This window comes from Aeromonas sp. QDB18 (genome assembly GCF_027705325.1).
Classification (GTDB): Bacteria; Pseudomonadota; Gammaproteobacteria; order Enterobacterales; family Aeromonadaceae; genus Aeromonas; species Aeromonas caviae.
In genome coordinates this window covers 16801-41193 of the sequence record NZ_JAPDBQ010000018.1, presented here as the reverse complement: position 1 = coordinate 41193, position 24393 = coordinate 16801, and the positions used below count along the sequence as shown (strand labels likewise).

Sequence of the window (24393 nt, the reverse complement as noted above, 5' to 3'; positions counted from 1 at the left end):
CCATGATCTCGCACCTCAGTAACTGTACGTAAGATCAGTATAGCTCGTGGTGACTGCTAATCATGGGTAATCAGGAAAAATAATGGCCGGGCTGGCAGAGGAATCGCCCCGCTGGCGGCGCTCCGTCAGCGGAAACCATATCAGGCGGGTTGCGGCTCCCGCGGGATGGCAGTGGCCCAGTCACGACACAACGTATCAATCGGGCCAAAATTCGGTCTGATGGCAAAGGGGATTGCCACGCACCACGTGGAAGGTAATGGCGGGATGGCGCGCGCCTTGACGTCACCGTCGGTGATCACCACCTCCCGCCCTGCTCCAGCAGGCGGACGATGTCGACATTCCAGGGCCCGGTCGCCGGGTAGCGCCGATGGATCTCGACGAAGTTGACCCGCCCCGCGCGCCGCTCAGCCACCTGGGGGCCCTGACGAAACCGTTGCTCTGCATGGCCTGCCAGTGGTCTGCCTGTGGTCTGCACCACGGTTTTTGGTTCCATGGTCCTGTTTTCCATCCAGCCCTCCTACAACCGCACCACCAGCCACTCCCCCTTGCCCACCGGCACCAGGGAAGTCAGGAAATCGGGGTCACGCCGCACCTGTGCCATCCACTCCCTCATCTCGTCCTCATGGGAGATGGCATTGTCCACCACCAGCAGGCCACGAGGGGCAAGCAGGCGCTGGATCTCGGGCCACCAGGCCTGGTAGTGGCGGCGCTCGGAGTCGAGGAAGATGAGCTGATAGCCCGCCGTCGGCAGGCAGGGCAACAGGCTGCCGGCCTCCCCCGCCAACTGCTCAATCCAGGGAGTGAGCCCGGCCCGCTCAAAGTTGGTCGCCGCCATGGTCCGTTTGCCCTCGTCCAGCTCGATGGTGGTGACCCGGCCCCCCAGCCGTTTCACTGCCTCGGCCAGCCAGAGGGTGGAGTAACCGTTGGAGGTGCCGATCTCCAGCACAGCCTGCGCCCCCCTCGTCTGCACCAGCACCGCCAGCAGTTCGCCGGTGTCGCGGGTAATGTTGAGCATCTTGCTGCCACGGGATTGTTGCGCGCCGTCATTCTGCTCGCCAAAGCGCTCCAGCTCCCGTTTCAGTTGTTCCAGTGCCATGTCTCCTCCTTGACGGTGTAAACGAGTCGGCCCGGTGCATGGCATGGCTGGACCGCCCCTCATGTTCATCATTTTGCTATCGACCCACTCGGTGGCCCATCCCCTGCGTCATCCGGATAAAGACAACACCCTGGCTCACCATGTCATCACGCTGGTGCACTGCTGCTGGCGGGAAAGCCAATCGTCACCCGGTCTGGCGGTGGCCACCCGCGCCGTCGGGCTGCCGGATACCAAGGGCAAGCCGCAGATCGCCTAGGGGGCCACCCGGGTAAAGTCGATGGCGGGGCAACTGGGCGCCACGCCCTTGGTCAGCGTCAGGGGCTGGGCACGATAGCTGAGCCGGTAGCGGCCCGGTTGGGACAGATCGTAGGCCTGCGCCAGATCCGCATCGGCCTGGCTCTGCTCCCCCGCCCCCAGGTGCAGGAAGTCGCCGTCCCCGGGGGTACCTCGCTTGGCAAGCGGCCCTCGATAGTCCAGCGGTAGCCCATCGCGGGTCAGGTCGATGGCATCGGCAAACCACCCCTCGAAGGGGGTGAACCAGGTCAATACCTCGAGGGGCGTCTCCCCCCGGTTGGTCAGGGTCATCACCAGGGGCAGGGGTTCGTTCACCCCGCTCTCTGCGCTGACCGACAGCTCGCACTGCAAGGGCGCCAGTGCCAGGGTGGTGAGCAAGAGTGTCATCATGGTGCCTCCGTCAAAAAAGGGGCCATCCGGCCCCTGTTTGCAACTCAATTTTCGCTCGGGGTATTCTCGGCGAAATATTCGTGGTTGTCGGCATTGTTCAGGGCCTTCTGGGGATCCGTGCTCGCCAGATTGCGCGCATTGGCCTGACCGTATCCCAGATCGTCGGTGCCCGCCACCACGTTGAAGTGGCTCAGCTCGTGGACAATGGTGCCGGCGCGGGAATCGGTCCCGGTGACCGGCGCAGTCCAGAAGCTCTTGCACAGATAGACCTTGTAGGGCTGGTCCGGATAGACATAGGCAAAGTAGCTCTGCTTGCAACCGCAGTCGAAGGTGAGCGGCTTGTTGTCGATGGCATCCTTGATCTTGCTGAAGTTGGTCTCGGCCTGGTTCCAGCGGGTGGCGTCATAGGCGCCAAACCAGCTGCGGTAGCGCTGCCCATTCGGCTTGTCCACCGCGAGGTAGCTGCTGGAGTTGTTCGCGATGCCACTCGCGGCATCGAGCGCCGCCAGGATGTCGCTCTTCTGGGTGTTGGTGCAACGGCCGCTGAAGCTGACCGAGGCGCTCACCGCCTGGGGCTCGGCCACCGCCGCCTTGGCCAGCACCCGCTCGTCGCTCACCCCGTCCACCCAGAGGGTCACGGCATTGGACTCGCTCGCCTGGGCCTGTTTGGCCTTGGCCGCTTTCCCCTCCTGCGCCACGGTCGGCAGCAGGTAACGGATGCTGTACTGGCCCTGGGCACTCATGTCGTAGAGACCGGAGACCTCCGCCTGCACTGTCAGGCTCTGGCCCGCCTTGAGCAGTTGGTAGTCCTTGTCACTCGGGGCGGCCCGCTTGATCAGGGCCCCTTCGTAATCCACCGGCTGGCCGTCACGCTCCACCTGGAACAGGGGAGCATCCTCGCTGCCAGGCAGTTGCCATTTGAGCAGACGAACCGGCTTCTCCCCGGTGTTGGTCAGGGTCAGGTTGACGCGCACATCGTCTGTGCTGCCCTCCACCAGGGTGAGCCGGGCATCGAGTCCGGCGGCGCAGAGCGGGGACGCCAGCACGCCGGCCAGCAACAGGGCAATTGGAGTCGCTTTCATCATGTTTCCTCATTCATTGAGTGTCGCCTTGTCAGGCGGTCTGCTTCCTTTAAGGCCCTCTTTGGGGCCCATCCACCCTAGAGCAGAAGCACCACCCCACCATCCCTCCATATGGGGGACGCCCCCCATCAGAGGGGGAGCCCCTTGGCTGCGACAAAGATTGCCCGCCCGGCCCCAGCGTGCAGGCAACCCCGTGGGGTGCATTTGCCATAAAAAAACCCGGCGCAAGGCCGGGTGACGGGATGAGAAGGCGGGATCAGGAGGACAACAGCGCCAGGGCAGGCTGCGCGTTGCCCGGCATCAGCCGATAGGCCTTGTGGTGCTTGACCAGGGTGGTTTTCTTGTTGCCCTGGCTCAGCAGCAGGCCCCGGGCAAATGCCGCCTCGGCCAGTACCTGCTCGTCCCCGCGCACATAGAGGGTGAGGGGCTTGACCAGCTCACCCCCCTCGATATGGCCCTGATACTCGCTGGCCGAGATGATCAGGCTGGATTGCCCCTGGCTCAGCAGCCGCTGCCGGGTGTTCAGTTCGCTGTCGGTGAACACCAGCCAGCCCGCCCCCTCCAGCGCCAAAAGCAGATCGGCCAGGCGCGCCCCCAGCTGTACCGGCTCATGCATGGCGCGCTCATACTGGCGCTGCACCCGCTCAAGCAGCCCCTTGAGATCGGCCCCCGCCCCCAGCGTCCGCCCCAGTTGCACCCAGGTCTTGAGATCCTCCATCACCAGCCGGGAGAAGCGTTTCTCCTTGAGAGAATCCGCCATCCAGGTACAGAGAAAGTGGCTCTCCTGGGCGGGGGTGCGTTTGCCCGTCTTCTGGGCGGCGGTGCGCTCCAGCTCCGCCAGGCTCTGGCGGGCCATCTCGAGCAGGGCCTGATTGTAAGCAGGAAGGGTCATCTCGGATCCTCTGAAACGGGGCGGCCAGGGGCCGCGTCATCGACAGCACAAAGGCGCCAGTGGCGCCTTTGGAGAGTAAACGCCCCTCCCCGACCGGGAGGGTGCGACGTTGCCTTATTTCGGCTGACGGGGCTTCTTGGCCGCCGCCAGACGCTTGAGGCGCTGACCTTGCAGTTTCGCCTCGGCCATGGCCTGGGCGGCGGCATTGTCTTCACGCTGCGGGCGCTTGCCGAAGCGGCGGCGCTCCTGCAACTGCTTGATGAGGTCGTCACGGCTGCTCACCTCGTAACCCGGCACCATGATGCGGCGGATCTTCTGGCCGATGAGGGCCTCGATCTCCAGCAGGGTGCGCTCCTCCTCGCGACTGACGAAGGAGATGGCCATGCCGCTCTTGCCAGCGCGACCGGTTCGGCCGATACGGTGCACGTAATCTTCCGCGAGGAACGGCAGATCATAGTTGACCACGTATTCCAGGCTCGGAATGTCCAGGCCGCGGGCGGCCACCTCGGTGGCCACCAGCACCCGCAGCTTGCCTTCGGTGAATTCACGCAAGGCGCGGCGACGGCTCCCCTGGGCCTTGTCACCGTGCACCACGGCAGACTTGATGCCGTCGAGGTTGAGCTCCTCCACCAGTTCATCGCAGCTCTCACGGGTGCTGGCAAACACCAGCACCTGCTGCCAGTTCTGCTTGCCGATAAGCTCGGAGAGCAGCTCGCGCTTGCGCTTCTGTTCCACCTGATAGACGGTGTGGCTCACGGTGTCGGCAGTGGAGTTCTGCTTGTCGACGGCCACCACCTGGGGTTTGTCCAGCATGAGGTTGGCCAGCTTTTTTACCGCCTCGGAGAAGGTGGCGGAGAAGAGCAGGTTCTGGCGGGTCTTGTTGACCGCCTGCAGGATCTGCTGCACATCGGCGCTAAAGCCCATGTCGAGGATGCGATCCGCCTCGTCCAGCACCAGAGTCTCGACCCCGGAGAGGCTCAGGTTGCAGGCGGTGAGGTGCTCGAGCAGACGGCCAGGGGTGGCCACTATGATGTGTGCGCCCGCTTTGAGCTTCTTGGCCTGCACATCCTGTTTGCCGCCACCCACGATGGTGAGGGTAGTGATATCAAGATACTTGGCAAAATCGTTGATATTGCTCGCCACCTGGGCTGCCAGCTCGCGGGTCGGGGTCAGGATCAGCACGCGGGCATTGGAAGGCTGCACCGGCGCCGGGTTGTCTACCAGGCGTTGCAGGATGGGCAACGCAAAGGCGGCGGTCTTGCCGGTACCGGTCTGGGCACTGGCCAGCACATCGCGGCCACGGCGAATGGCCGGGATGGCCTGGCTCTGCACAGGGGTCATCTCCTGATAACCGCAATCTGAGATGGCGCGCAAAATCTCGGGGGCAAAATCGAACGATTCAAATCTCATGTTGGGTTCCTGTGTTCCAGCGGAGCTGTAGTTGGCGTGGGTGGCCTGGGCCGGCGTGTGGCCTGGCATCGGCGAGGCGTGGAGCCAAGGACGGCTGGGTCTGACATCAGATCAGAAGATGAGCCGGAAAATGGCGGGCGCGAAGTGTAACAGATAGGCGACAGGAATGCCGCCTCAAATGGCCTGTATTTTTCCGGGGGCTGCGCTCTCCAGATGCGGCAGCAGGCGCAGCCCGGGCAGTGAGATCAGCGCACCCGCTTGCTCGGACGCTTGAGCAGCCGCATGCCGATGGCCGCCACCGCAATGACGAACAGCCCGAAAGAGGTGACGAGCAGGCACTTGGTCAGCAGCTCCTGATGATGGGCAAAGACCGGGGTCGCCATCACCATCTTGCCGACCATGCTCAATACCAGGGACCAGAGGAAGGCGCTGGCAAAACTCGCCACGGCCACCCGCAGCAGGTGCAGGCGGGAGACTCCCATCAACATGGGGGTCAACACTCTCACGAAGGGGATGAAACGGGACACGAACATGGCCCAGAAGCCGTAACGATCCAGCAGTCGGGAAGCCCTGGGCAGGCTCCCTTCCGGGATCATCCGCTCCACATGGCCCATGAAACGGGTGCCATGCAGTGCCTGCCCCTGCCAGTAGGCGAGCACGCTCCCTATCCCGGCCGCAAGCGGCAGATAGAGCAAGGTCACCTCGGGCCCCAGCACCCCCATGCCCACCAGACCGCCCGCCAGCAGCACCAGGCTGTCACCGGGCAGGGGCAGAAAGACGAAGCTCGATTCAAGGAAGAGGATCACCACCAGACAGGTGACGAGCAGACCGATTGCCTGCATTTGTATAAGCTGATCAAAATCCTGATGCCATATGGCAAGCAGCATGTCCTGCATCTGGTGTGACTCCCATCAACGTAATGCGCATTCGTCATGATGACCCGAAGGCCCCGTCTGGTAATCCATCCCTGCTACCACCCCAATGTTCGTATGGGAGGCCTCTTATACACCCGGGGAACTGAACAATAAATTAATGTCTGTGATTTCTGCCCAGCGGCTCACCCTTCTCGCGGCCCAATGCGCACGCCCAAAACAGGACGGGTCGGCCCTTGCCAGGCTGCCAAGCCAGATGAAAACCGTTACAGTGTGAACATGCCCCAATGGACGGGGTACTCATGGAGCCAGGTATGGCAAGACAGCTCTCTTCTCACACACTTTCCTTGCTGGCGGTGCTTGCCGGCGTCTCTGCCGGTCTTGTGACAAAGGCCCGTGCCAGCGACGAGAGCCTGGTTCAACAGCGCGCCAACGCCGTCGTCTCCCTGATGAGCTACGCCGTGGTGCCGGATATCACCGCCAGCAACCTGAATATCGGCAGCGGCACCAACGACACCTCTGCCCTCACCATCACCCAGCTCGGGGGTGGCGCCACCCTGAGCGAGGATGTTCCCCTCTATCTGGAGGGCACCCTGGGCTACAGCCGCTACGATCCCCAGTTCGTGTTCACCGATGGCAACGAGACCCGCACCATTCCCACCAAATGGAACAGCCTGAGCGCCACCGGCGGCATCGGCTGGGATGTCGGCGTCCACCGGGATCGCTTTGGTGGCAATCTGGTGCTGCGGCCCATCGCCAATGTCACCCTGGGCACGGTGGCCAGCGACCTTCGCATCGGGGCCGCCCTGCTCGAGCACAGGAGCGGCCAGAATCTGGACTTCCTCGACGGCGGCACCCTCAATGTCTATGGCCTCGGCGGCTCATTGATGCTGGACTATGAGCTCTTCTCCGCCGCCCAGGACATCGATGCCGAGCTGCGCTACTCCTACCAGCATCTGCAAAGCTTCACCGGCACCGCCGAGAGCGTCAGCGGTCAGGCCGATGCGGAAAACCTCGGGCTTTACCTGCGCCGCCGCGCCCCCCTGTGGCACTGGACCCTGCTGGACAGGTCCCTTCGCTACGTGCTGGAAGGGGCCAGAACCGAATACCTGGGGCAGCAACGGGGGCTGCTCGGTTTCAACAGCCTCAACTCCCTGGGACTTGGCCTCGAACTCGACAGCAGCAAGTACGACATCTTCATCACCCGCACCCGGCTGGTGGCCCGCTATATGTTCAGCCACAACACCAGCGGCTACTCCATCGGACTGGCGATGAGTTTCTAATCGGATCAAAGGGGTACGCCACTCGGCACAGCTCAGTCAACCCAAAACAAGATTCAATTTGAACCTTCCAGAATGCTATCCTGACCGTCCCAATGCTTCTGGAAACCTCTAATGTTCATCACAACACTATTGGCCTCTGCACTCGGCTCGTTTACTGAAGGGCTCTCTTTTCAACACAAGGACTGGGAACTGGCCTGTGACAACACGCGCACATGCCGAGCGGCAGGTTACAGCGCGGAATTGGGTGGACTTTCGGTTCTGCTCACCCGAGAGGCTGGCGCCAAGGGCACACTGCATGCCGAGCTTGCCATCGCAGAGGTTGATCAGCGGGCTCCGGCGGCCCCCGCTGATGGTTTGATCACACTGCGCATCAATGGCGAGGTGCTCGGCATCGTAAAAGAGCGGACTCCGTTCACCCAGCCCCAAACTGCAGCGCTCGTCCGAGCAATCAAAGGGACTGGCAAGGTGGTATTTGAATGGAGCAAGCACCAAGAACCGTTATCCGGTGCCGGTGCCTATGCCATTTTTCTCAAAATGGATGAGTTCCAAGGCCGTCTCAATACCAGTACAGCCCTGACCAAACAGGGCTCGTTACCCACCACAACTATTCCCCCGGCCTTGGTGGCCCCCGTGATCCATGCAGGTGCCGTTGCCGCAGACAACCTATCTCGCCCACTCACCAAGCCTGAGCTACAGAGCATAAGGGCTTGGCTGAAACAACACGTCAATGAAGATGTCTGCCCCAGCGCATATGAGAATCAGGAAGATGGCCAGATCTATCCCCTGAACCAGGAACGAGCCTTGATCCGGCTACCCTGCTGGCTCGCCGCTTACAACGACGGTTCGGCATTTATTCTGATTGATACGGACCTTGATACCAGCAGTGCAACCCTCATCAGCACTTACGCAAACGGTTATGGAGAGGGCGAACTGAGTGCCTCGCACAAAGGAAGAGGAATAGGAGATTGTTTTTCTTTCGAAAGCTGGGTATGGGACGGCCAAACCTTCGTGCAGAGTGAGAAAAGCACCACTGGTAGCTGTCGCATGATCACTCTGGGGGGAACCTGGGAGCTACCGACCATGACCAGCCAGGTGGTCAAATCACGGCCCATTGGCCGCCCTTGTTGTCTCTGGCTATCAGCGAATGGTCGCCATCTTTCTGACGCAGGCCTGCTCCCTGTCATCCACCCGCTTGGCGAACCAGGCAGTGGTGAGGTTGCGGGTGATCTTCGGACTTTTCAGCTGGATACCGGGCAAGATGGCGCGGGGTTGCCGTGTCCCGGCCTGTTTGTCGGCCAGGGCGAAGACCCTGTGGTAGAGATCGCTTTTGGCAAAGTCGTTGCTGTCCCCCAGCTTCAGGCTCTGGTGAATAGCCTGCTTGCTCATGTTGACGCGGCTGGCGATGCTGTGGACCGCGAGTTCGGTCTTGCCGGGCAAATCCGAGTCGTAGCGGATGAGATCCCCGTCCAGGGCCAGGGGCTTGCCACTCACCCGGCTTACCGCCGCCTGGAAGGCCGCATTGCGGCTCGCGTACCAGCCCGCATTGAAGTCGGCGAAGCGATAGAGGGTATCCGGGTAGTCGGCGGGATAGCCGAAGATGTGTTTCGTGCCAAACCAGATGCCGCCCCGACGAGTGAACACCTCGTGGCGAATGGACTCCTTCACGGGATAGGGGTAGCCACGGGCGTTGGCTTCGGCAAAGGCGACGCTCACCTGCATGGGGCCGCCGGTGCGCACCGGGTTGAGGTTGCCAAAGAGCTGCTTGCCCATGGGGACGCTGCCTATCATGTCTTCGAAGATCTCGCTCATCTCCCGCTCGGTGCGAAGCTTGTCGATGCGCTCGGCATAGCTCTTGCCAGTGGGGGATTGGATGGAGAGGGCCGTGCGCACCATGAACTCGGGGATCAGCAGCTTGCCGGCCCGGGCATTGATCTCCTTCCAGGCAATCTTGTTGAGGTTGGGCACCACGGGGTCCGCCTGATAGGTCGCCTCCTGCTCCGCCACCGCCAGCACGCTGCAGACGTTGTGATCGCTCACCGTCAGTCCCTGGGTGGTGAGCGCCGTCACCACGTCATTGGCCCAGCCTGGCTTGTCCACCACGTTGCGCGGCAGGAAACGCACGATGCGGCTCTTCATGTCGGCCGGTTTTTGCGGCTGCATCGCCTTAGGCGTGGGGCGCCCCGCCGGCGTCGCCGTGCTGGTCGGGGCGGGAGGCTCGCTGGCACAACCCGACAGCAGGGCAAGGGAAAGCAGTGACAGCCAGCGCCAATGGGCATCAAACAAGGAGTGAGAGGAGATCATGAAGGCTTCCTGAAGAGCGGGACCTGCCCCTCATCGCGAATGAGAGGGCTCGAATGCATGGAGGCGGACATTGTAGGGAACAAATCTGACAAGATGAAGGCGGATGAACCTGCTGGCCCGCTGGCTGCGGCATCCCCTGGCGCCATCACGCCAGCTCCACCCGGTTGCGTCCCCGATGCTTGGCCTGATAGAGGGCGAGATCGGTACGCTGGAGCAGGGCATCCACCCCCTCCCCGCTCTGGCTGATGCCCAGGGCAAGGCTCACGGTGAATCTTACCCCGTCACCTGAGACCAGCTCTTCGGTCACGCACCTTATCTGCTCCGCCAGCGTACGGGCCTTGTCGCCAGTCATGCCGGGCAGCCAGATGGCAAACTCCTCTCCCCCAAGGCGTGCCACCACCCCATCCAATGGGCAGAGCTGGCGCAGCAGGGTGCTGAATTCACGCAGCACATTGTCGCCGATGGCGTGGCCATAGCGATCGTTGATCAGCTTGAAGTGATCGAGATCCAGCAGCAGGAGCGGCGTCCCCTCCTCTCCGTGCGCCTCCAGCACGGCGCGAAACGCCCGGCGATTGGAGAGCCCGGTCAGCTCGTCTGACATGGCGAGAGAGGATAGCCGCATCTGGGTGCCATACATCTGCTGCACCATCAGCAGCACACCCCAGGCCGAGGCCAGCATGCCGATCGTGCGCAGGCTGTCTTCCACCGTGGAGAGCCACCAGGGCTGGAAATAGGCCTCATCCATCAGATCGATGACGCCGGAAACGAGCCAGAGGGTCAGCCCGCCGGTGAGGGAGAGATAGGTTTTCAAGGTGATCTGGGCACACTGCACCACCCAGAACATGAACAGCAGGGTCAACACGTTGAGCGCTTCGGCCAGAGCCCCGACGGTATAGAGGTTGTGCTCTGCCAGGAGATCAAAACTGGCCCCATCCAGGATCCCCGTCAGCAGCAGCAGACAGGGCAGGCTCACCAGCGCGAGACGACGGCAGGGAGGAAGCGAGAAGAACCGGGCGGGGTGAACGGATAACCTGAGGGGAGTCTTCATCATGTTTTGGGCTCCAAGCGCGCATGTCTTCTATCCCGAATGGCAGCCGTTGGCTGCCATCGCCAGCGAACCCCGACGGCATTCCTGGTGGCAAATCACTGATATTGTGGGCCGATTTTTCCATAAAAAACAATCCCCTCACCATATGGGTCAGGGGATTGTTGCAACGGGGACTGCGCGATCTGCCGTGACATCGGGGCGGGCGGCCCTTCCCTGTTCGTCCTCACGGCAAGCGGGCAGTGCTGCCTCAGGCGCTCCGGCGCAGGGCCTGATGCTGGGCGGCGCCGTTGATCACCGCCTGCAGGGAGGCGTTGACCACGTCGCGACCGACGGCGACGCCACACATCCGGGTGCCCTCGACGCTCAGCAGCACATAGGCGGCGGCGCGGGATTCGGTGCCGGCGGTGAGCGCATGCTCGGAGTAATCCAGCACATCGATGTGCATGCCGGTCTGACGCTGCCAGCCGTTGACCAGGGCGGTGATGGCACCCTCCCCTTCACCACACAATTGCAGGGTGCCGTGGGGGGTCTGCAACTCCAGGCGCAGGCTCTCCTGACTGTCATGACCGAGCTGGAAGCGCCCGATGCGATAGCCGTGGGCCGGCTCAAGATAGTGCTGCTCGAACAGGGTGCGGATCTGCTCCGGGCTGATTTCGCTGCTGCTCGCCTCAGCCTCGGCCTGCACCCGGCGGCTGAAGTCGATTTGCAGCCAGCGCGGCAGTTGCAGACCGAGGTCACGTTCCAGCAGATAGGTCACCCCTCCCTTGCCGGACTGGCTGTTGATGCGGATCACCGCCTCGTAGCTGCGACCGAGATCGGCAGGATCGATGGGCAGGTAAGCCACGTCCCAGTAGTGATCCGGTTTTTCTGCCGCGAGAGACTTGCGGATGGCATCCTGGTGGCTGCCGGAAAACGCCGTGTAGACCAGCTCGCCGGCATAGGGGTGGCGCGGGTGCAGGGCAATCTGGGTGCAGGCCCCCACGGTGGCGACGATGGCATCCATGTCGGACAGGTCCAGCTCGGGGTCAATCCCCTGGCTGTAGAGGTTCATGGCCATGGTGACGATGTCCATGTTGCCGGTGCGCTCCCCGTTGCCGAGCAGGGTGCCCTCGATGCGATCCGCCCCCGCCAGCACCGCCAGCTCGGCGGCGGCCACCCCGCAGCCTCTGTCGTTGTGGGTGTGGATGGAGATGCTCACCTCGGGTCGCGCCTTGAGGTGTCGGCAGAACCACTCCACCTGATCCGCAAACACGTTGGGGGTGCTCACCTCCACCGTGGCGGGGAGGTTCAGGATCATGGGACGGGCAGCGGCACGCCATTCGTCGATGACGGCGTCACACACCTCGACGGCGAACTCCACCTCGGTGCTGCTGAAGCTCTCCGGAGAATACTGGAAACTCCACTCAGTGCCCGGATTGCGGGCCGCATACTCCCGCACCCAGCGCGCCCCCTGCACGGCGATGGCCTTGACCCCGTCCTTGCCTGAGTTGAACACATAGTTGCGCTGGGTCGGGTTGACCGAGTTGTAGACGTGGACGATGGCCCGCCTCGCCCCCTTGAGCGCCTCGAAGGTGCGGGCGATGAGATCTTCGCGCGCCTGCACCAGCACCTGGATGGTGACATCGTCCGGAATGAGGTTGCGATCGATGAGTTCGCGCACGAAGTCGAAATCGGGCTGGGAGGCCGCCGGGAAGCCCACCTCGATGTGCTTGAAGCCGATGTGCACCATCAGCGCCCACATCTGCAGCTTTTGGGCCACCGTCATCGGCTCGACCAGCGCCTGGTTGCCGTCGCGCAGGTCCACAGCGCACCAGAGCGGCGCCCGCTCCAGCACCCGGTTGGGCCACTGGCGATCCGCCAGACTGATGACGGGGGAGCGGCGGTATTTGCGATGATCGAAGCTCATATTCAGATTCCCTTGACGGATGGGCGAGGCGCCGGACGACCGGGCCGACAGGCGGGTGGGGCAAGGAGGGGAAGCGGGCTGGCGCGGTAACGCCGGCCCTGACGAGTCGCGCGGCGGTAACCCCGCGACCGGTTTTCCTGCGGCCCCCGTCGGTCACCGGGGCCGGCCACGGCAGCCGGATCGGGCTGCGGGCGCTGATCCTCTCGCACGCCACCTTTCGGTGTGTCGGCGCAGACGACCTTGTTTGTATGAGCACCCAGTATAGGGAGGTCGTGGGGGCGAGAGATTGCGAAGATTGCACCCCATCATGCCAATTCAGCAATATTGATGCAGCGAAAGTTCATTCATGGGGTGAGTATCACCACCCATGATGATTTATTCGCCATCTCACCCATCTTCCTTGAAGGCGTTTCCCCGGGAGTGGCAGGGCGCAGGCAATAAAAAACCCCGCCATCGCTGGCGGGGTTTGCGTGCATCGAGCGGGCAGCGTGCTGCCGGTGCTCTTAGCGGTTGTTCACCTTCTCGTGCAGCTCCTGCACCGAGTTCACATTGGCGGTGGCATCGACACTGATGGCCATGCAGGTGGCGAAGGCCGCGTGCAGCGTGGTGGTGTAAGCCACCTTGTGCTGCAGGGCGCCACGGCGCAGCTGCTTGGAGTCCTCGATGGCCTGACGACCCTCGGCGGTGTTGACGATGTAGGTGTACTCGCCATTCTTGATGCGATCCAGAATGTGCGGACGACCCTCGTGCACCTTGTTCACCAGACGCGGGTTGATGCTCGCCTCGCCCAAGGTCACGGCGGTGCCGTGGGTGGCGTCGAGGTCATAACCCAGCTCCAGCAGCTTGGCGGCCAGGTTGACCACCCGTTCCTTGTCGCCGTGGCGAACGGACAAGAGGGCGCGACCTTCACTCGGAACCTGGTGACCGGCCCCCAGCTGCGCCTTGGCATAGGCCTCGGCGAAGCTGCTGCCTACCCCCATGACTTCACCGGTGGAGCGCATTTCCGGCCCCAGCAGCGGATCCACACCCGGGAACTTGGCGAACGGGAGAACCACCTCTTTCACCGAGTAGTAGGGCGGGATGATCTCCTGGGTAAAGCCCTGCTCCTTCAGGCTCTGACCGGCCATGACGCGGGCGGCGATCTTCGCCAGCGGCGCGCCGGTGGCCTTGGAGACGAAGGGCACGGTCCGGGCGGCACGGGGGTTCACCTCGATGAGGTAGATCTCGTTGTCTTTCACCGCGAACTGCACGTTCATCAGGCCGACCACGCCGAGCTCCAGCGCTAATTTCCGCACCTGCTCGCGCATCTCATCCTGGATGGCCTTGGACAGGGTGTAGGGCGGCAGGGAGCAGGCGGAGTCGCCGGAGTGAATACCGGCCTGCTCGATGTGCTCCATGATACCGCCGATGACCACGTCAACGCCGTCGCAGATGGCATCCACGTCCACCTCGGTGGCGTCGTCCAGGAAGCGGTCCAGCAGTACCGGTGACTCGTTGGAGACGCTCACCGCCTCGGCGAAGTAGCGGCGCAGATCCTGCTCGTCATAGACGATCTCCATGGCGCGGCCACCCAGCACGTAGGAGGGGCGCACCACCAGCGGGTAGGTGATGCGCTCGGCGGTCAGCACGGCCTGCTCCAGGGCGGTGACGGTGCCGTTTTCCGGCTGCTTGAGGCCGAGGCGCTCCACGGCAGACTGGAAGCGCTCGCGATCTTCCGCGCGGTCGATGGCATCGGGGCTGGTCCCGATGACCGGCACGCCGTTCGCTTCCAATGCCCGCGCAAGCTTCAGCGGAGTCTGGCCGCCGTACTGGACGATGACGCCCTTGGGCTGCTCGACCCGCACGATTTCCAGCACGTCTTCCAGGGTGACCGGTTCGAAGTAGAGACGGTCGGAGGTGTCGTAGTCGGTGGAGACGGTTTCCGGGTTGCAGTTGACCATGATGGTCTCGTAACCGTCTTCGCGCAGGGCCAGGGCCGCGTGCACGCAGCAGTAGTCGAATTCGATGCCCTGACCGATACGGTTCGGGCCGCCACCGATGACCATGATCTTGTCGCGGTTGGTGGGGTTGGCCTCGCACTCCTCGTCATAGCTGGAGTACATGTAGGCGGTGTTGGTGGCAAACTCGGCCGCGCAGGTATCGACCCGCTTGTAGACCGGGAAGATGTTGTGACGGGCGCGCAGCTTGCGCACTTCCCCTTCGGCCACGCCGAGGATCTTGGCCAGACGCGCGTCGGCGAAGCCCTTGCGTTTGAGGCTGCGCAGGAAGTCGGCATCCAGGCCGGCCATGCCGCGCTCCTTCACCTGCTCTTCCAGCTTGACCAGCTCTTCAATCTGCACCAGGAACCAGGGGTCAATCTTGGTCAGCTTGAACACGCCGTCCATGGAGAGACCGGCACGGAAGGCGTCGGCGATGTAGAAGATGCGCTCGGCACCGGCATCCTGCAGCTCGTGGCGAATGCGGGTCAGGGAGTCGGGGGCATTGAGGTCCACCATGGGGTCGAAGCCGGTCTTGCCGGTCTCGAGGCCGCGCAGCGCCTTGTGCAGGGACTCCTGGAAGTTGCGGCCGATGGCCATCACTTCGCCCACGGACTTCATCTGGGTGGTCAGACGGTCGTTGGCGCCGGCGAACTTCTCGAAGTTGAAGCGCGGTACCTTGGTGACCACGTAGTCGATGGCCGGCTCGAAGGAGGCCGGGGTGCGACCGCCGGTGATGTCGTTCATCAGCTCGTCCAGGGTGTAACCGATAGCGAGCTTGGCGGCGATCTTGGCGATGGGGAAACCGGTCGCCTTGGAAGCCAGCGCAGAGGAGCGCGACACCCGCGGGTTCATCTCGATGATGACCATGCGACCGTCTTTGGGGTTGATGCCGAACTGGACGTTGGAGCCGCCGGTCTCGACACCGATCTCGCGCAGCACCGCCATGGAGGCGTTGCGCATGATCTGGTACTCCTTGTCGGTCAGCGTCTGGGCCGGCGCGACCGTGATGGAGTCACCGGTGTGGATGCCCATGGGGTCGAAGTTCTCGATGGCGCAGACGATGATGCAGTTGTCGTTGCGATCCCGCACCACCTCCATCTCGTACTCTTTCCAGCCGATGAGCGACTCGTCGATGAGCAGCTCCTTGGTCGGCGACAGATCCAGACCGCGCTCGCAGATCTCCACGAACTCTTCCGGGTTGTAGGCGATGCCGCCGCCGGAGCCGCCCATGGTGAAGGAGGGGCGGATGATGCAGGGGAAGCCCACTTCGGCCTGGACCTTCCAGGCCTCTTCCATGTTGTGGGCGATGCCGGCGCGCGGGCACTCCAGGCCGATGCTGCGCATGGCCTTGTCAAAGCGGGAGCGGTCTTCGGCCTTGTCGATGGCGTCGGCGGTGGCGCCGATCATCTCCACACCGAACTCCGCCAGCACGCCGTGCTGCTCCAGCGCCAGGGCGCAGTTGAGGGCAGTCTGGCCACCCATGGTGGGCAGGATGGCGTCCGGGCGCTCTTTCTTGATGATTTCGCGCACCACTTCCCAGGTGATGGGCTCGATGTAGGTGGCGTCGGCCATCTCCGGGTCGGTCATGATGGTGGCCGGGTTGGAGTTCACCAGGATGACGCGATAGCCCTCTTCTTTCAGGGCCTTGCACGCCTGGGCGCCGGAGTAGTCGAATTCGCAGGCCTGACCGATGACGATGGGGCCGGCGCCGAGGATCAGGATGCTCTGTAGGTCGTTACGTTTTGGCATGGCTTCTCTTTTCCTCTTAAGCGCGATACTGCTTGATCAATTCAATAAAGTGGTCGAACAGACCGGCACAGTCGTGCGGGCCCGGGCTCGCCTCCGGGTGCCCCTGGAAGCTGAAGGCCGGGCGGTCGGTGCGATGGATGCCTTGCAGGGAGCCATCGAACAGGGAGACGTGAGTCGCGCGCAGGCAGTCCGGCAGGCTGTTCTCGTCCACCGCGAAGCCGTGGTTCTGGGCGGTGATCATCACTGTGTTGTCGTCCAGGCTCTTCACCGGGTGGTTGGCACCGTGGTGGCCGAACTTCATCTTGACGGTCTTGGCGCCGGAGGCCAGACCCAGCAACTGGTGGCCCAGGCAGATGCCGAACACCGGGGTGTTGGTGGCCAGGAAGGCCTTGATGGCGTCGATGGCGTAGTCGCACGGCTCGGGGTCACCGGGGCCGTTGGAGAGGAAGATGCCATCCGGGTTCATCGCCAGCACCTCGGCGGCCGGGGTCTTGGCCGGCACTACGGTCAGGCGACAGCCGCGGTCCACCAGCATGCGCAGTATGTTGCGCTTGACGCCGAAATCGTAGGCCACCACGTGGTACTTGAAGTCGCCCTCTGCCGGGGTGACGTGCCCCTTGCCGAGCTGCCAGCTACCTTCTGTCCAGCTGTAGGATTCGCTCACGGTCACTTCTTTCGCGAGATCCATCCCCTTGAGGCCGGGGAAGGCGCGGGCCTGTTCGAGGGCATGGGCTTCATCGAGCTGCTTGCCGGCCAGGATGCAGCCGGCCTGGGCGCCTTTCTCGCGCAGGATGCGGGTCAGCTTGCGGGTATCGATGTCGGCGATGCCAACGATGTTGTGAGACTTGAGGTAATCGGAGAGGGATTGCTGATTGCGGAAGTTGGAGGCCAGTATCGGAAGGTCCCGGATGATGAGGCCCTGAGCATGGACCTGACTGGACTCTTCATCTTCGCTGTTGGTGCCGGTGTTGCCTATATGGGGGTAAGTGAGAGTAACGATCTGACGGGAATAAGAGGGATCTGTGAGGATTTCCTGATAGCCCGTCATCGACGTATTGAAAACCACTTCACCAACGGAACATCCCTCGGCGCCTATCGACACGCCTTTGAACACAGTTCCATCTTCCAGCACTAGCAATGCAGTGTGATTCAAGACAACCTCCAGTTATTTAGCTTTAAATTCAGCAATTTACCTGGGTGTTGCGGGTCCGGACGCTGTTTGAAACAGGGTTCAAACCCGGCAGATTTCTGGCAAATTGGGCGCATTCTACTTAAAAACGATCTCATTTCAACGTCTTTTCTCGTTTGAAATGCATCTAAATTCAATAAACAAGCAACATTACCCATTATCTATGCACTCACTCGCTTTGCAACCCCCTCTTCAAAAAGAAAAGCCAAACACAGACCACAAAGCGACACCCGATGCCGTGCAACGTACAAAAAACCAGATTTACCACTTAGTAAACAGCAAGATAGAAAATCAAAAAATAAACAACACAACAGCAAAAACACCATTTGAAGCCAGAAAAGTGAACGCAAAGAATAGAAAACGTTTTTCTTTGATTGCATTTTTAGTCTATTTCACATCAGGGCGAAATGCCCCCCGCAGGGGAATATTGAGACCCAAACCCGTTACCCCTTGATGACATTTTTGTCGCAAGAGGGTGGCAGGCTTGTAAGAATGGCAGGATTTAGCGAGGTTCACTCAAAAAGTGATGATTAAGGCTTATTTCTACAAAAAAGTGACAAAAAACCCCGGCGGACCGGGGTTTGGCAACCAGTACGGGAGTCTGCACTCCCCCTGAAGACGGTTTATTTCAGACCGAGCACATCCTGCATGTCATAGAGACCGGCCCCTTGCTGGCCGAGCCACTTGCCCGCCCGCACTGCACCGTTGGCGAAGGTCAAACGGCTGGAAGCCTTGTGGCTGATCTCGACCCGCTCGCCGATGTCGGCGAACATGACGGTGTGCTCCCCCACCAGATCGCCGGCGCGGATGGTGGCAAAGCCGATGGTGTTGCGATCCCGCTCACCGGTGATCCCCTCACGGCCATAGACGGCGCACTCTTTCAGATCCCGGCCCAGGGTTTTCGCCACCACTTCCCCCATGGAGAGCGCGGTGCCGGACGGTGCATCCACCTTGTGTCTGTGGTGCCCCTCGATGATCTCGATGTCGGTGTACTCCCCCATCACCCTGGCCGCCTGCTCCAACAGCTTGAACACCAGGTTGACCCCGACCGAGTAGTTGGAGGCGAAGACGATGCCGATCTGCTTGCCCGCCTCGTGCAGGGCCGCCTTGCCCGCGTCGTCGAAACCTGTGGTGCCGATAACCATCTGCTTGCCATGCGCCAGTGCAAAGGCGAGGTTCGCCAGAGTCACCTCGGGGCGGGTGAAGTCGATGATGAGATCGAACTCGTCCTTCACCTTCTCCAGACTGTCGCTGATGATGACGCCAAGGCGCCCCAGGCCGTTGAGTTCACCCGCATCCAGACCCATCACGGCAGAGCCCGGTCGTTCCAGCGCCGCTCCCACCACCACGCCCTCGGCGTTGGCGATAGCCTCCAGCAGCACCTTGCCCATACGACCATTACAGCCCATCACGGCCACACGGATCGGATTGTCCATCTCCACCCTCTCATCTCTTTATTATGGAAAGAGACCGTTTTACCAGCCCGCGTCCCCTTTGAAAAGCCCGATCTGGCCCGCCAAACCACCCCGACGTTTAAACGATAAATTCATTAAAAACAGAATAAATAACGGAATAACCAGACAAGTCAGAATCTCGAAGCAAAAAGCCCTATCCATCTGGACGGCTATCTTGACCCGGGCGGGCCGACTCACTACTGTTGGCCCCCCATGGTGGCAGGATGCCCGCCCTGTGCCCGCCCTGGAGGCGCCACAGGCAACGACAGGAGGTCATTGTTCAAGTTTCGAGGAACACATGATCCAGACCCAACCCCGTGCCAGAGCCCTGCTGCCCCTTCTGGTCTTTCTTGCCCTCTTCATCGGTACCGGTACCTGGCTGACCCTGCAGGGGGTCGAGTTCGCCTTCTACCAGCTCCCCGCCCCCGTTGCCGCCCTGCCCGCCGTCATGCTGGCCCTGCTGATGGGACGCGAGGGGTTCAACAAGAACCTCGAGACCTTCTTCAAGGGAGTGGGCGAGAGCAACATCATGGCCATGTGCCTCATCTATTTGCTGGCGGGCGCCTTCGCCACCGTGGCCAAGGCCACCGGCGGGGTGGATGCCACGGTCGCCCTCGGCCTCTCCCTCATTCCGGGCTGGTGCCTGCTGCCGGGGCTCTTCCTCATCTCTGCCTTCATTGCCACCGCCATGGGTACCTCCATGGGCACCATCGGCGCCGTGGCACCGGTGGCGCTCGGCGTCGCCCATGCCGCCGGCATCGATCCGATGCTGATGGCGGGGACCATCCTCTCCGGCGCCATGTTCGGGGACAACCTCTCCATCATCTCCGACACCACCATCGCCGCCACCCGCAGCCAGGGCTGCGAGATGAAGGACAAGTTTCGCGAGAACATCAAGATTGCCGCCCCCGCCGCCGTGCTGGTGATCCTGCTCTATCTGGTGCTGGGCTCCACCGGTGAAGCGCCGGCCCCCACCGCCGAGGCGGACTTGCTCAAGGTCGCCCCCTATCTGCTGATCCTGGTGCTGGCCCTCTCTGGCATGAACGTCTTCATGGTACTGGGGCTCGGCATCCTGGCGGCCGGTGGCGTGGGGCTGCTTGGCAGCTACTCCCTCGGCCAGTTCAGCAAGGACATCTATCAGGGCTTTACCAGCATGCAGGAGATCTTCCTGCTCTCCATGCTCATCGGCGGTCTGGGTGCCCTGATGGAACGCCAGGGGGGGCTCGCATGGATAAGTGAGCGCATCGCCGCCCTGATTGCCCGCTTCACCCGCCACCACGATGGCGAGCAGAACGAAAAGGCGGCCGAGCTCGGCATCGCCGGCGTGGTGAGCCTCACCAACCTGTGCACCGCCAACAACACCGTGGCCATCATAGTCGCGAGCAAGGTGGCCAGGGATCTGGCGGACCATCACGGGGTCACCCCGCGCCGCGCCGCCTCCATGCTGGACATCTTCTCCTGCGTGGTACAGGGGCTGATTCCCTGGGGCGCCCAGGCGCTGCTGCTGGGTTCCATCTTCGCCCTCTCGCCGATCCTGGTCGTGAGCATGAGCTTCTACCCCATGGCGCTGGCCCTGGCCGCCATCGTGGCCGTTTTCCTCAAGCACCAGATGGGCGCAGTGGCTCCCGCCCCCCACCGTTCCTGACGCCCGACCTCAGGGGCCGCCCGGCTGGCGGCCCCGCCATCGGCTTTTCATCCCGTCGGCCCCTTGCTAAGGTAGCGCCAGCCCACCTTTGCCCAGGAGTCCCCATGCCGGATCCCCAACCCGAACGCCAGAACCTGCGCCAGCTCATTCGCCAGCGCAGAAAAAGCCTGAGTCAGGCCGAGCAGCAGGCGGCGGCCCAGCAGTTGGTCGAACGCTTCCAGGAACACCCCGGCATCCTCGCGGCCAGGCGCATCGCCCTCTATCTGGCCAACGACGGGGAGCTCGATCCCCTGCCCGCCATCCACTGGCTGTGGGCCCGGCAAAAGGAGGTCTACCTGCCGGTGCTGCACCCCTTCACCCCGGGTCACCTGCTCTTCTTGCGCTACACCGCCACCACCCCCATGACCCGCAACCGCTACGGCATCGCCGAGCCCGAGCTCGACGTGCAGCAGGTGCTGCCCCACAGCATGCTGGACATCATCTGCACCCCGCTGGTGGCCTTCGATGAGGCTGGCAACCGCCTCGGCATGGGGGGCGGCTACTACGATCGCACCCTCGCCTGCTGGCACGAGCACCAGCTCGGCCCAAGACCTCTGGGGCTCGCCCACGACTGCCAGCAGGTGGATGCCGTCCCCCGGGAGCAGTGGGACGTGCCGCTCCCCCAGATCATCACCCCCAGCCGCAGCTGGCACTTTGCCTGATGAGACGGGGGCGCCCCCTTCGGTTCAATAAACAGGCAAACGATTTACATCTTGGGGATTTTTGCGCCGGAACGTGAGCACCATGGTCGCTCTGGGGGGGATGCTTGGATATAATGCGCCCGCTTTTTCCATAAGGATCCATCATGACTCAAGATGAAATGAAGAAGGCGGCCGGTTGGGCTGCGCTCAAATACGTGGTACCCGGCACCATCGTCGGGGTGGGCACCGGCTCTACCGTCAATCACTTCATCGACGCACTGGCGACCATGAAAGACCAGATCAAGGGCGCGGTGTCGAGCTCCATCGCCTCCACCGAGCGCCTCAAGGGTCTCGGCATCCCGGTGTTTGACCTCAACGACATCGATGCCCTCTCCGTCTACGTGGATGGTGCCGACGAGATCAACGCCAGCCGCGACATGATCAAGGGGGGCGGCGCCGCCCTGACCCGCGAGAAGATCGTCGCCGCCGTGGCCGACCAGTTCATCTGCATCATCGACAACACCAAGACCGTCGACGTGCTGGGCACCTTCCCCCTGCCGGTGGAAGTGATCCCCATGGCCCGCGAATACGTGGCCCGCGAGATCCGCGCCCTTGGCGGCAACCCGGTGTGGCGTGAAGGGGTGGTGACCGACAACGGCAACATCATCCTGGACGTCAAGGGCATGGCCATCACCGATGCCAAGGCTCTGGAAACCCGCCTCAACAGCATCGTGGGCGTGGTCACCAACGGCCTGTTCGCCCACCGTGGCGCCGACGTTGTGCTGATCGGCACCCCCGAGGGTGTGATCACCAACTAAGGCCTGCTCCCCGGACCTCCCCCTCCGGGCAAGCCCCCGCCCGGGTCAGTCAACCTGACTGCCCCAAATGGACAACGGCGCCTCATGGCGCCGTTTCTGGTTATCCCTCAATGGCTTGTAGCAGCACATCTGCAACAATCGTTGATAACTTCAAAGAATTTGACTTTCGTCACAAATATTCCCTCTCCCAAACGTTTTTGCTACTTTACGGTTTTCTTCACACTGCAAGCCTGAACGCATTTTTCAAAACAATAGAGGGAACGTCATGACAGTCAAGTTTTCGCTGGACAAGGATAAGATCAAGGTACTGCTGCTGGAGGGAGTCCATCCCAACACGGTGGAGACCTTTCGGGCAGCCGGCTACACCAATGTGGAATATCTGAAGACGTCCCTGTCGGAAGAGGAGTTGATCGAGCGCATTCGTGACGTGCATTTCGTGGGCCTGCGTTCACGCACCCAGATCACCGAGAAGGTGCTGGATGCCGCCACCAAGCTGGTGGCCATCGGCTGCTTCTGCATCGGCACCAACCAGGTCTCCCTCGACGCCGCCCACGTGCGCGGCATCCCCGTCTTCAACGCCCCCTTCTCCAACACCCGCTCCGTGGCCGAACTGGTACTGGGGGAGATCCTGCTGCTGCTGCGCGGCATTCCCGAGAAGAACGCCAAGTGCCATCGCGGCGTTTGGGAGAAGCTGGCCAACCGCAGCGTCGAAGCCCGCGGCAAGAAGCTCGGCATCATCGGCTACGGCCACATCGGCACCCAGCTTGGCATCATCGCCGAGATGATCGGCATGAAGGTCTATTACTACGACATCGAGAACAAGCTCTCCCTTGGCAACGCCATCCAGGTGCCGAACCTGGTGGAACTGCTCAACATGTCTGACGTCATCAGCCTGCACGTACCGGAAACCGCCTCCACCAAGGATCTCATCGGTGCAGAGCAACTTCGCATGATGAAACCGGGCGCCATCTTCATCAACGCCTCCCGCGGCACCGTGGTGGACATCGACGCCCTGGCCGACGTCATCAAGAGCGGCCACCTCTCCGGCGCCGCCATCGACGTCTTCCCGGTGGAGCCCAAGTCCAACAACGAGGAGTTCCTCACCCCGCTGCGCGGCCTGGACAACGTGATCCTGACCCCCCACATCGGCGGCTCCACCCAGGAAGCCCAGGAAAACATCGGTCTGGAAGTGGCCAACAAGCTGGTCAAATACTCCGACAACGGCTCCACCCTCTCCGCGGTCAACTTCCCGGAGGTCTCCCTGCCCGGCCACAAGGGCTCCAGCCGCCTGCTGCATATTCACCGCAACCAGCCCGGCGTGATGAACCAGATCAACCAGATCTTCGCCGACGAGGGGATCAACATCGCCGGTCAGTACCTGCAGACCAGCAGCGAGATCGGTTACGTGGTCATCGACGTCGAAACCGAGCACAGCGAGAAGGCCCTGGCCCGTCTCAAAGAGATCAATGGCACCATCCGTGCCCGGATCCTGCACTGATAAGCCCTTATCTGCGCAGCAAAAAGCCCGTCGTGACGACGCAATGCTGTTCACTTAAGAGAATTTGAGTTCCAGTCCACGTAGTATCAGGGCTAAAAAATGAGGGAGGCATGATGCCTCCCTCTTTCTATTGCAAGCCACGCTGGATAAAGGCTGAAGGAACATCGACTGGAAACAGCCTTGCTCCCCCAACTCAAGTCGCATTTATGAATAATTAGTCAAAAATGTGCTTATCTGAACAGCATTGCGTCGTGACGACGGGCTTTTTTATGTCAGGAGAAAGGTTGCTCTCGTAACCTACCACCAGCCCAGCAGGTTGCGGCCCACCAGGGCGCCCCACACCAGGGCATTGAGGGCCAGAGCGATGAAGACGGCGGCGGAGCCCAGATCCTTGGCGCGGCCCGAGAGTTCGTGATGCTCGGAGCCGATGCGATCCACCACCGCCTCCACGGCGGAGTTGAGTACCTCGACGATCACCACCAGCCAGCTGATGCAGACGAGCAGCAGGATCTCGTTGAGGGAGTCACCTATCCAGAATGCCAGCGGCATCAGCAGCAGGATGAGCAGCAGCTCCTGACGGAAGGCGGCCTCGTTGACCCAGGCCGATTTGAGACCTTTCATGCTGTAACCGGTTGCGTTGATGATGCGGGTGATCCCGGTCGCGCCTGGCTTTGCCACGATAACTACCTCATTTGAAATGGCTTTTGGGTTCACATCCTATCAGAGCCGCCCAAGGTTTCCATCGGGTGACTTTTGCTTTATTTTATTCCCTTGCATTTTGGCATCCCGCCCACCTTATCCACTCGA

The 24393-nt window shown here is 62.1% G+C and carries 20 protein-coding genes and 1 pseudogene; 7 read left to right on the top strand and 14 right to left on the bottom strand.

Features of this window, described 5'->3' with window-relative positions; genetic code table 11:
- Positions 1-295: 295 nt before the first annotated feature.
- Together OKC30_RS05120 and OKC30_RS05115 are read right to left on the bottom strand one after the other, a co-directional pair.
- Positions 296-493: a hypothetical protein gene (locus OKC30_RS05120; RefSeq protein WP_234888583.1), complete on the bottom strand. Its 198-nt coding sequence runs from the start codon at positions 491-493 to the stop codon at positions 296-298.
- 24 nt (positions 494-517) lie between these two features.
- Positions 518-1096 carry an O-methyltransferase gene (locus tag OKC30_RS05115; RefSeq protein ID WP_270809571.1) on the bottom strand — a complete coding sequence of 193 codons (579 nt, stop codon included), beginning with the start codon at positions 1094-1096 and terminating at the stop codon, positions 518-520.
- Positions 1097-1157: 61 nt separating this feature from the next.
- Between OKC30_RS05115 and OKC30_RS05110 the strand changes: the two genes are divergently transcribed.
- Positions 1158-1352 carry a hypothetical protein gene (locus OKC30_RS05110; RefSeq protein ID WP_202395081.1) on the top strand — a complete coding sequence of 65 codons (195 nt, stop codon included), beginning with the start codon at positions 1158-1160 and terminating at the stop codon, positions 1350-1352.
- Here the strand turns inward: OKC30_RS05110 and OKC30_RS05105 are convergent.
- The 5 genes from OKC30_RS05105 to OKC30_RS05085 form a co-directional block, all read right to left on the bottom strand.
- Positions 1349-1780 carry a protease gene (locus tag OKC30_RS05105; RefSeq protein ID WP_160837448.1) on the bottom strand — a complete coding sequence of 144 codons (432 nt, stop codon included), beginning with the start codon at positions 1778-1780 and terminating at the stop codon, positions 1349-1351. The two genes, OKC30_RS05110 and OKC30_RS05105, sit on opposite strands and share 4 nt — an antisense overlap.
- Before the next feature lie 44 nt (positions 1781-1824).
- Positions 1825-2865 carry a M35 family metallo-endopeptidase gene (locus tag OKC30_RS05100; protein WP_041213093.1) on the bottom strand — a complete coding sequence of 347 codons (1041 nt, stop codon included), beginning with the start codon at positions 2863-2865 and terminating at the stop codon, positions 1825-1827.
- A 253-nt stretch (positions 2866-3118) separates the two neighbouring features.
- Positions 3119-3754, bottom strand: coding sequence for a DUF2913 family protein (locus tag OKC30_RS05095; protein ID WP_069652571.1), 636 nt, complete (start codon positions 3752-3754; stop codon positions 3119-3121).
- Positions 3755-3868: 114 nt separating this feature from the next.
- On the bottom strand, positions 3869-5164 hold the full coding sequence (locus tag OKC30_RS05090; protein ID WP_160837450.1) for a DEAD/DEAH box helicase: 1296 nt from the start codon (positions 5162-5164) through the stop codon (positions 3869-3871).
- A gap of 245 nt (positions 5165-5409) precedes the next feature.
- Entirely contained in the window at positions 5410-6060 is a 651-nt protein-coding gene (locus tag OKC30_RS05085) for a DedA family protein (protein WP_010675180.1), read from the bottom strand.
- A gap of 290 nt (positions 6061-6350) precedes the next feature.
- Between OKC30_RS05085 and OKC30_RS05080 the strand changes: the two genes are divergently transcribed.
- Positions 6351-7319 (top strand): hypothetical protein, encoded by a 969-nt coding sequence (locus OKC30_RS05080; protein WP_270809569.1) that lies wholly within the window; start codon positions 6351-6353, stop codon positions 7317-7319.
- A gap of 111 nt (positions 7320-7430) precedes the next feature.
- Positions 7431-8393: pseudogene (locus OKC30_RS21495) on the top strand (DUF1176 domain-containing protein); the annotation flags it as partial.
- Positions 8394-8456: 63 nt separating this feature from the next.
- On the opposite strand, the gene OKC30_RS05075 reads toward OKC30_RS21495, so the two are convergent.
- The 6 genes from OKC30_RS05075 to dapB all read right to left on the bottom strand — a co-directional run bounded on the left by OKC30_RS05075 (position 8457) and on the right by dapB (position 18927).
- Complete coding sequence (locus OKC30_RS05075; protein ID WP_202395077.1) at positions 8457-9620, bottom strand: DUF1615 domain-containing protein; 1164 nt, start codon at positions 9618-9620, stop codon at positions 8457-8459.
- Between the two features lie 145 nt (positions 9621-9765).
- Positions 9766-10671, bottom strand: coding sequence for a GGDEF domain-containing protein (locus OKC30_RS05070; RefSeq protein WP_160837454.1), 906 nt, complete (start codon positions 10669-10671; stop codon positions 9766-9768).
- 244 nt (positions 10672-10915) lie between these two features.
- Complete coding sequence (gene leuA / locus OKC30_RS05065) at positions 10916-12574, bottom strand: 2-isopropylmalate synthase (RefSeq protein WP_160837456.1); 1659 nt, start codon at positions 12572-12574, stop codon at positions 10916-10918.
- A 503-nt stretch (positions 12575-13077) separates the two neighbouring features.
- The gene (gene carB / locus OKC30_RS05060; protein WP_160837458.1) at positions 13078-16302 is read right to left on the bottom strand and encodes a carbamoyl-phosphate synthase large subunit; all 3225 of its coding nucleotides are present in this window, start codon (positions 16300-16302) and stop codon (positions 13078-13080) included.
- Positions 16303-16318: 16 nt separating this feature from the next.
- Complete coding sequence (carA, locus tag OKC30_RS05055) at positions 16319-17455, bottom strand: glutamine-hydrolyzing carbamoyl-phosphate synthase small subunit (RefSeq protein ID WP_042078154.1); 1137 nt, start codon at positions 17453-17455, stop codon at positions 16319-16321.
- A 659-nt stretch (positions 17456-18114) separates the two neighbouring features.
- Entirely contained in the window at positions 18115-18927 is an 813-nt protein-coding gene (gene dapB / locus OKC30_RS05050) for a 4-hydroxy-tetrahydrodipicolinate reductase (RefSeq protein WP_160837461.1), read from the bottom strand.
- A 316-nt stretch (positions 18928-19243) separates the two neighbouring features.
- Here dapB and OKC30_RS05045 point away from each other — a divergent pair, with 316 nt between their 5' ends.
- From OKC30_RS05045 to serA, 4 genes are all read left to right on the top strand, one after another.
- Positions 19244-20590, top strand: a complete 1347-nt coding sequence (locus OKC30_RS05045) for a Na+/H+ antiporter NhaC family protein (RefSeq protein ID WP_160837463.1) — start codon at positions 19244-19246, stop codon at positions 20588-20590.
- Positions 20591-20694: 104 nt separating this feature from the next.
- Positions 20695-21291: a 5-formyltetrahydrofolate cyclo-ligase gene (locus tag OKC30_RS05040; RefSeq protein ID WP_160837465.1), complete on the top strand. Its 597-nt coding sequence runs from the start codon at positions 20695-20697 to the stop codon at positions 21289-21291.
- A gap of 143 nt (positions 21292-21434) precedes the next feature.
- Entirely contained in the window at positions 21435-22088 is a 654-nt protein-coding gene (gene rpiA, locus OKC30_RS05035; RefSeq protein WP_039040383.1) for a ribose-5-phosphate isomerase RpiA, read from the top strand.
- A 265-nt stretch (positions 22089-22353) separates the two neighbouring features.
- A complete protein-coding gene (gene serA, locus OKC30_RS05030) occupies positions 22354-23586 on the top strand; it encodes a phosphoglycerate dehydrogenase (RefSeq protein ID WP_113977420.1) in 1233 nt (410 codons plus the stop codon).
- A gap of 297 nt (positions 23587-23883) precedes the next feature.
- Here the strand turns inward: serA and OKC30_RS05025 are convergent, their stop codons facing one another.
- Entirely contained in the window at positions 23884-24264 is a 381-nt protein-coding gene (locus OKC30_RS05025) for a diacylglycerol kinase (protein ID WP_052816484.1), read from the bottom strand.
- Positions 24265-24393: the final 129 nt, after the last annotated feature.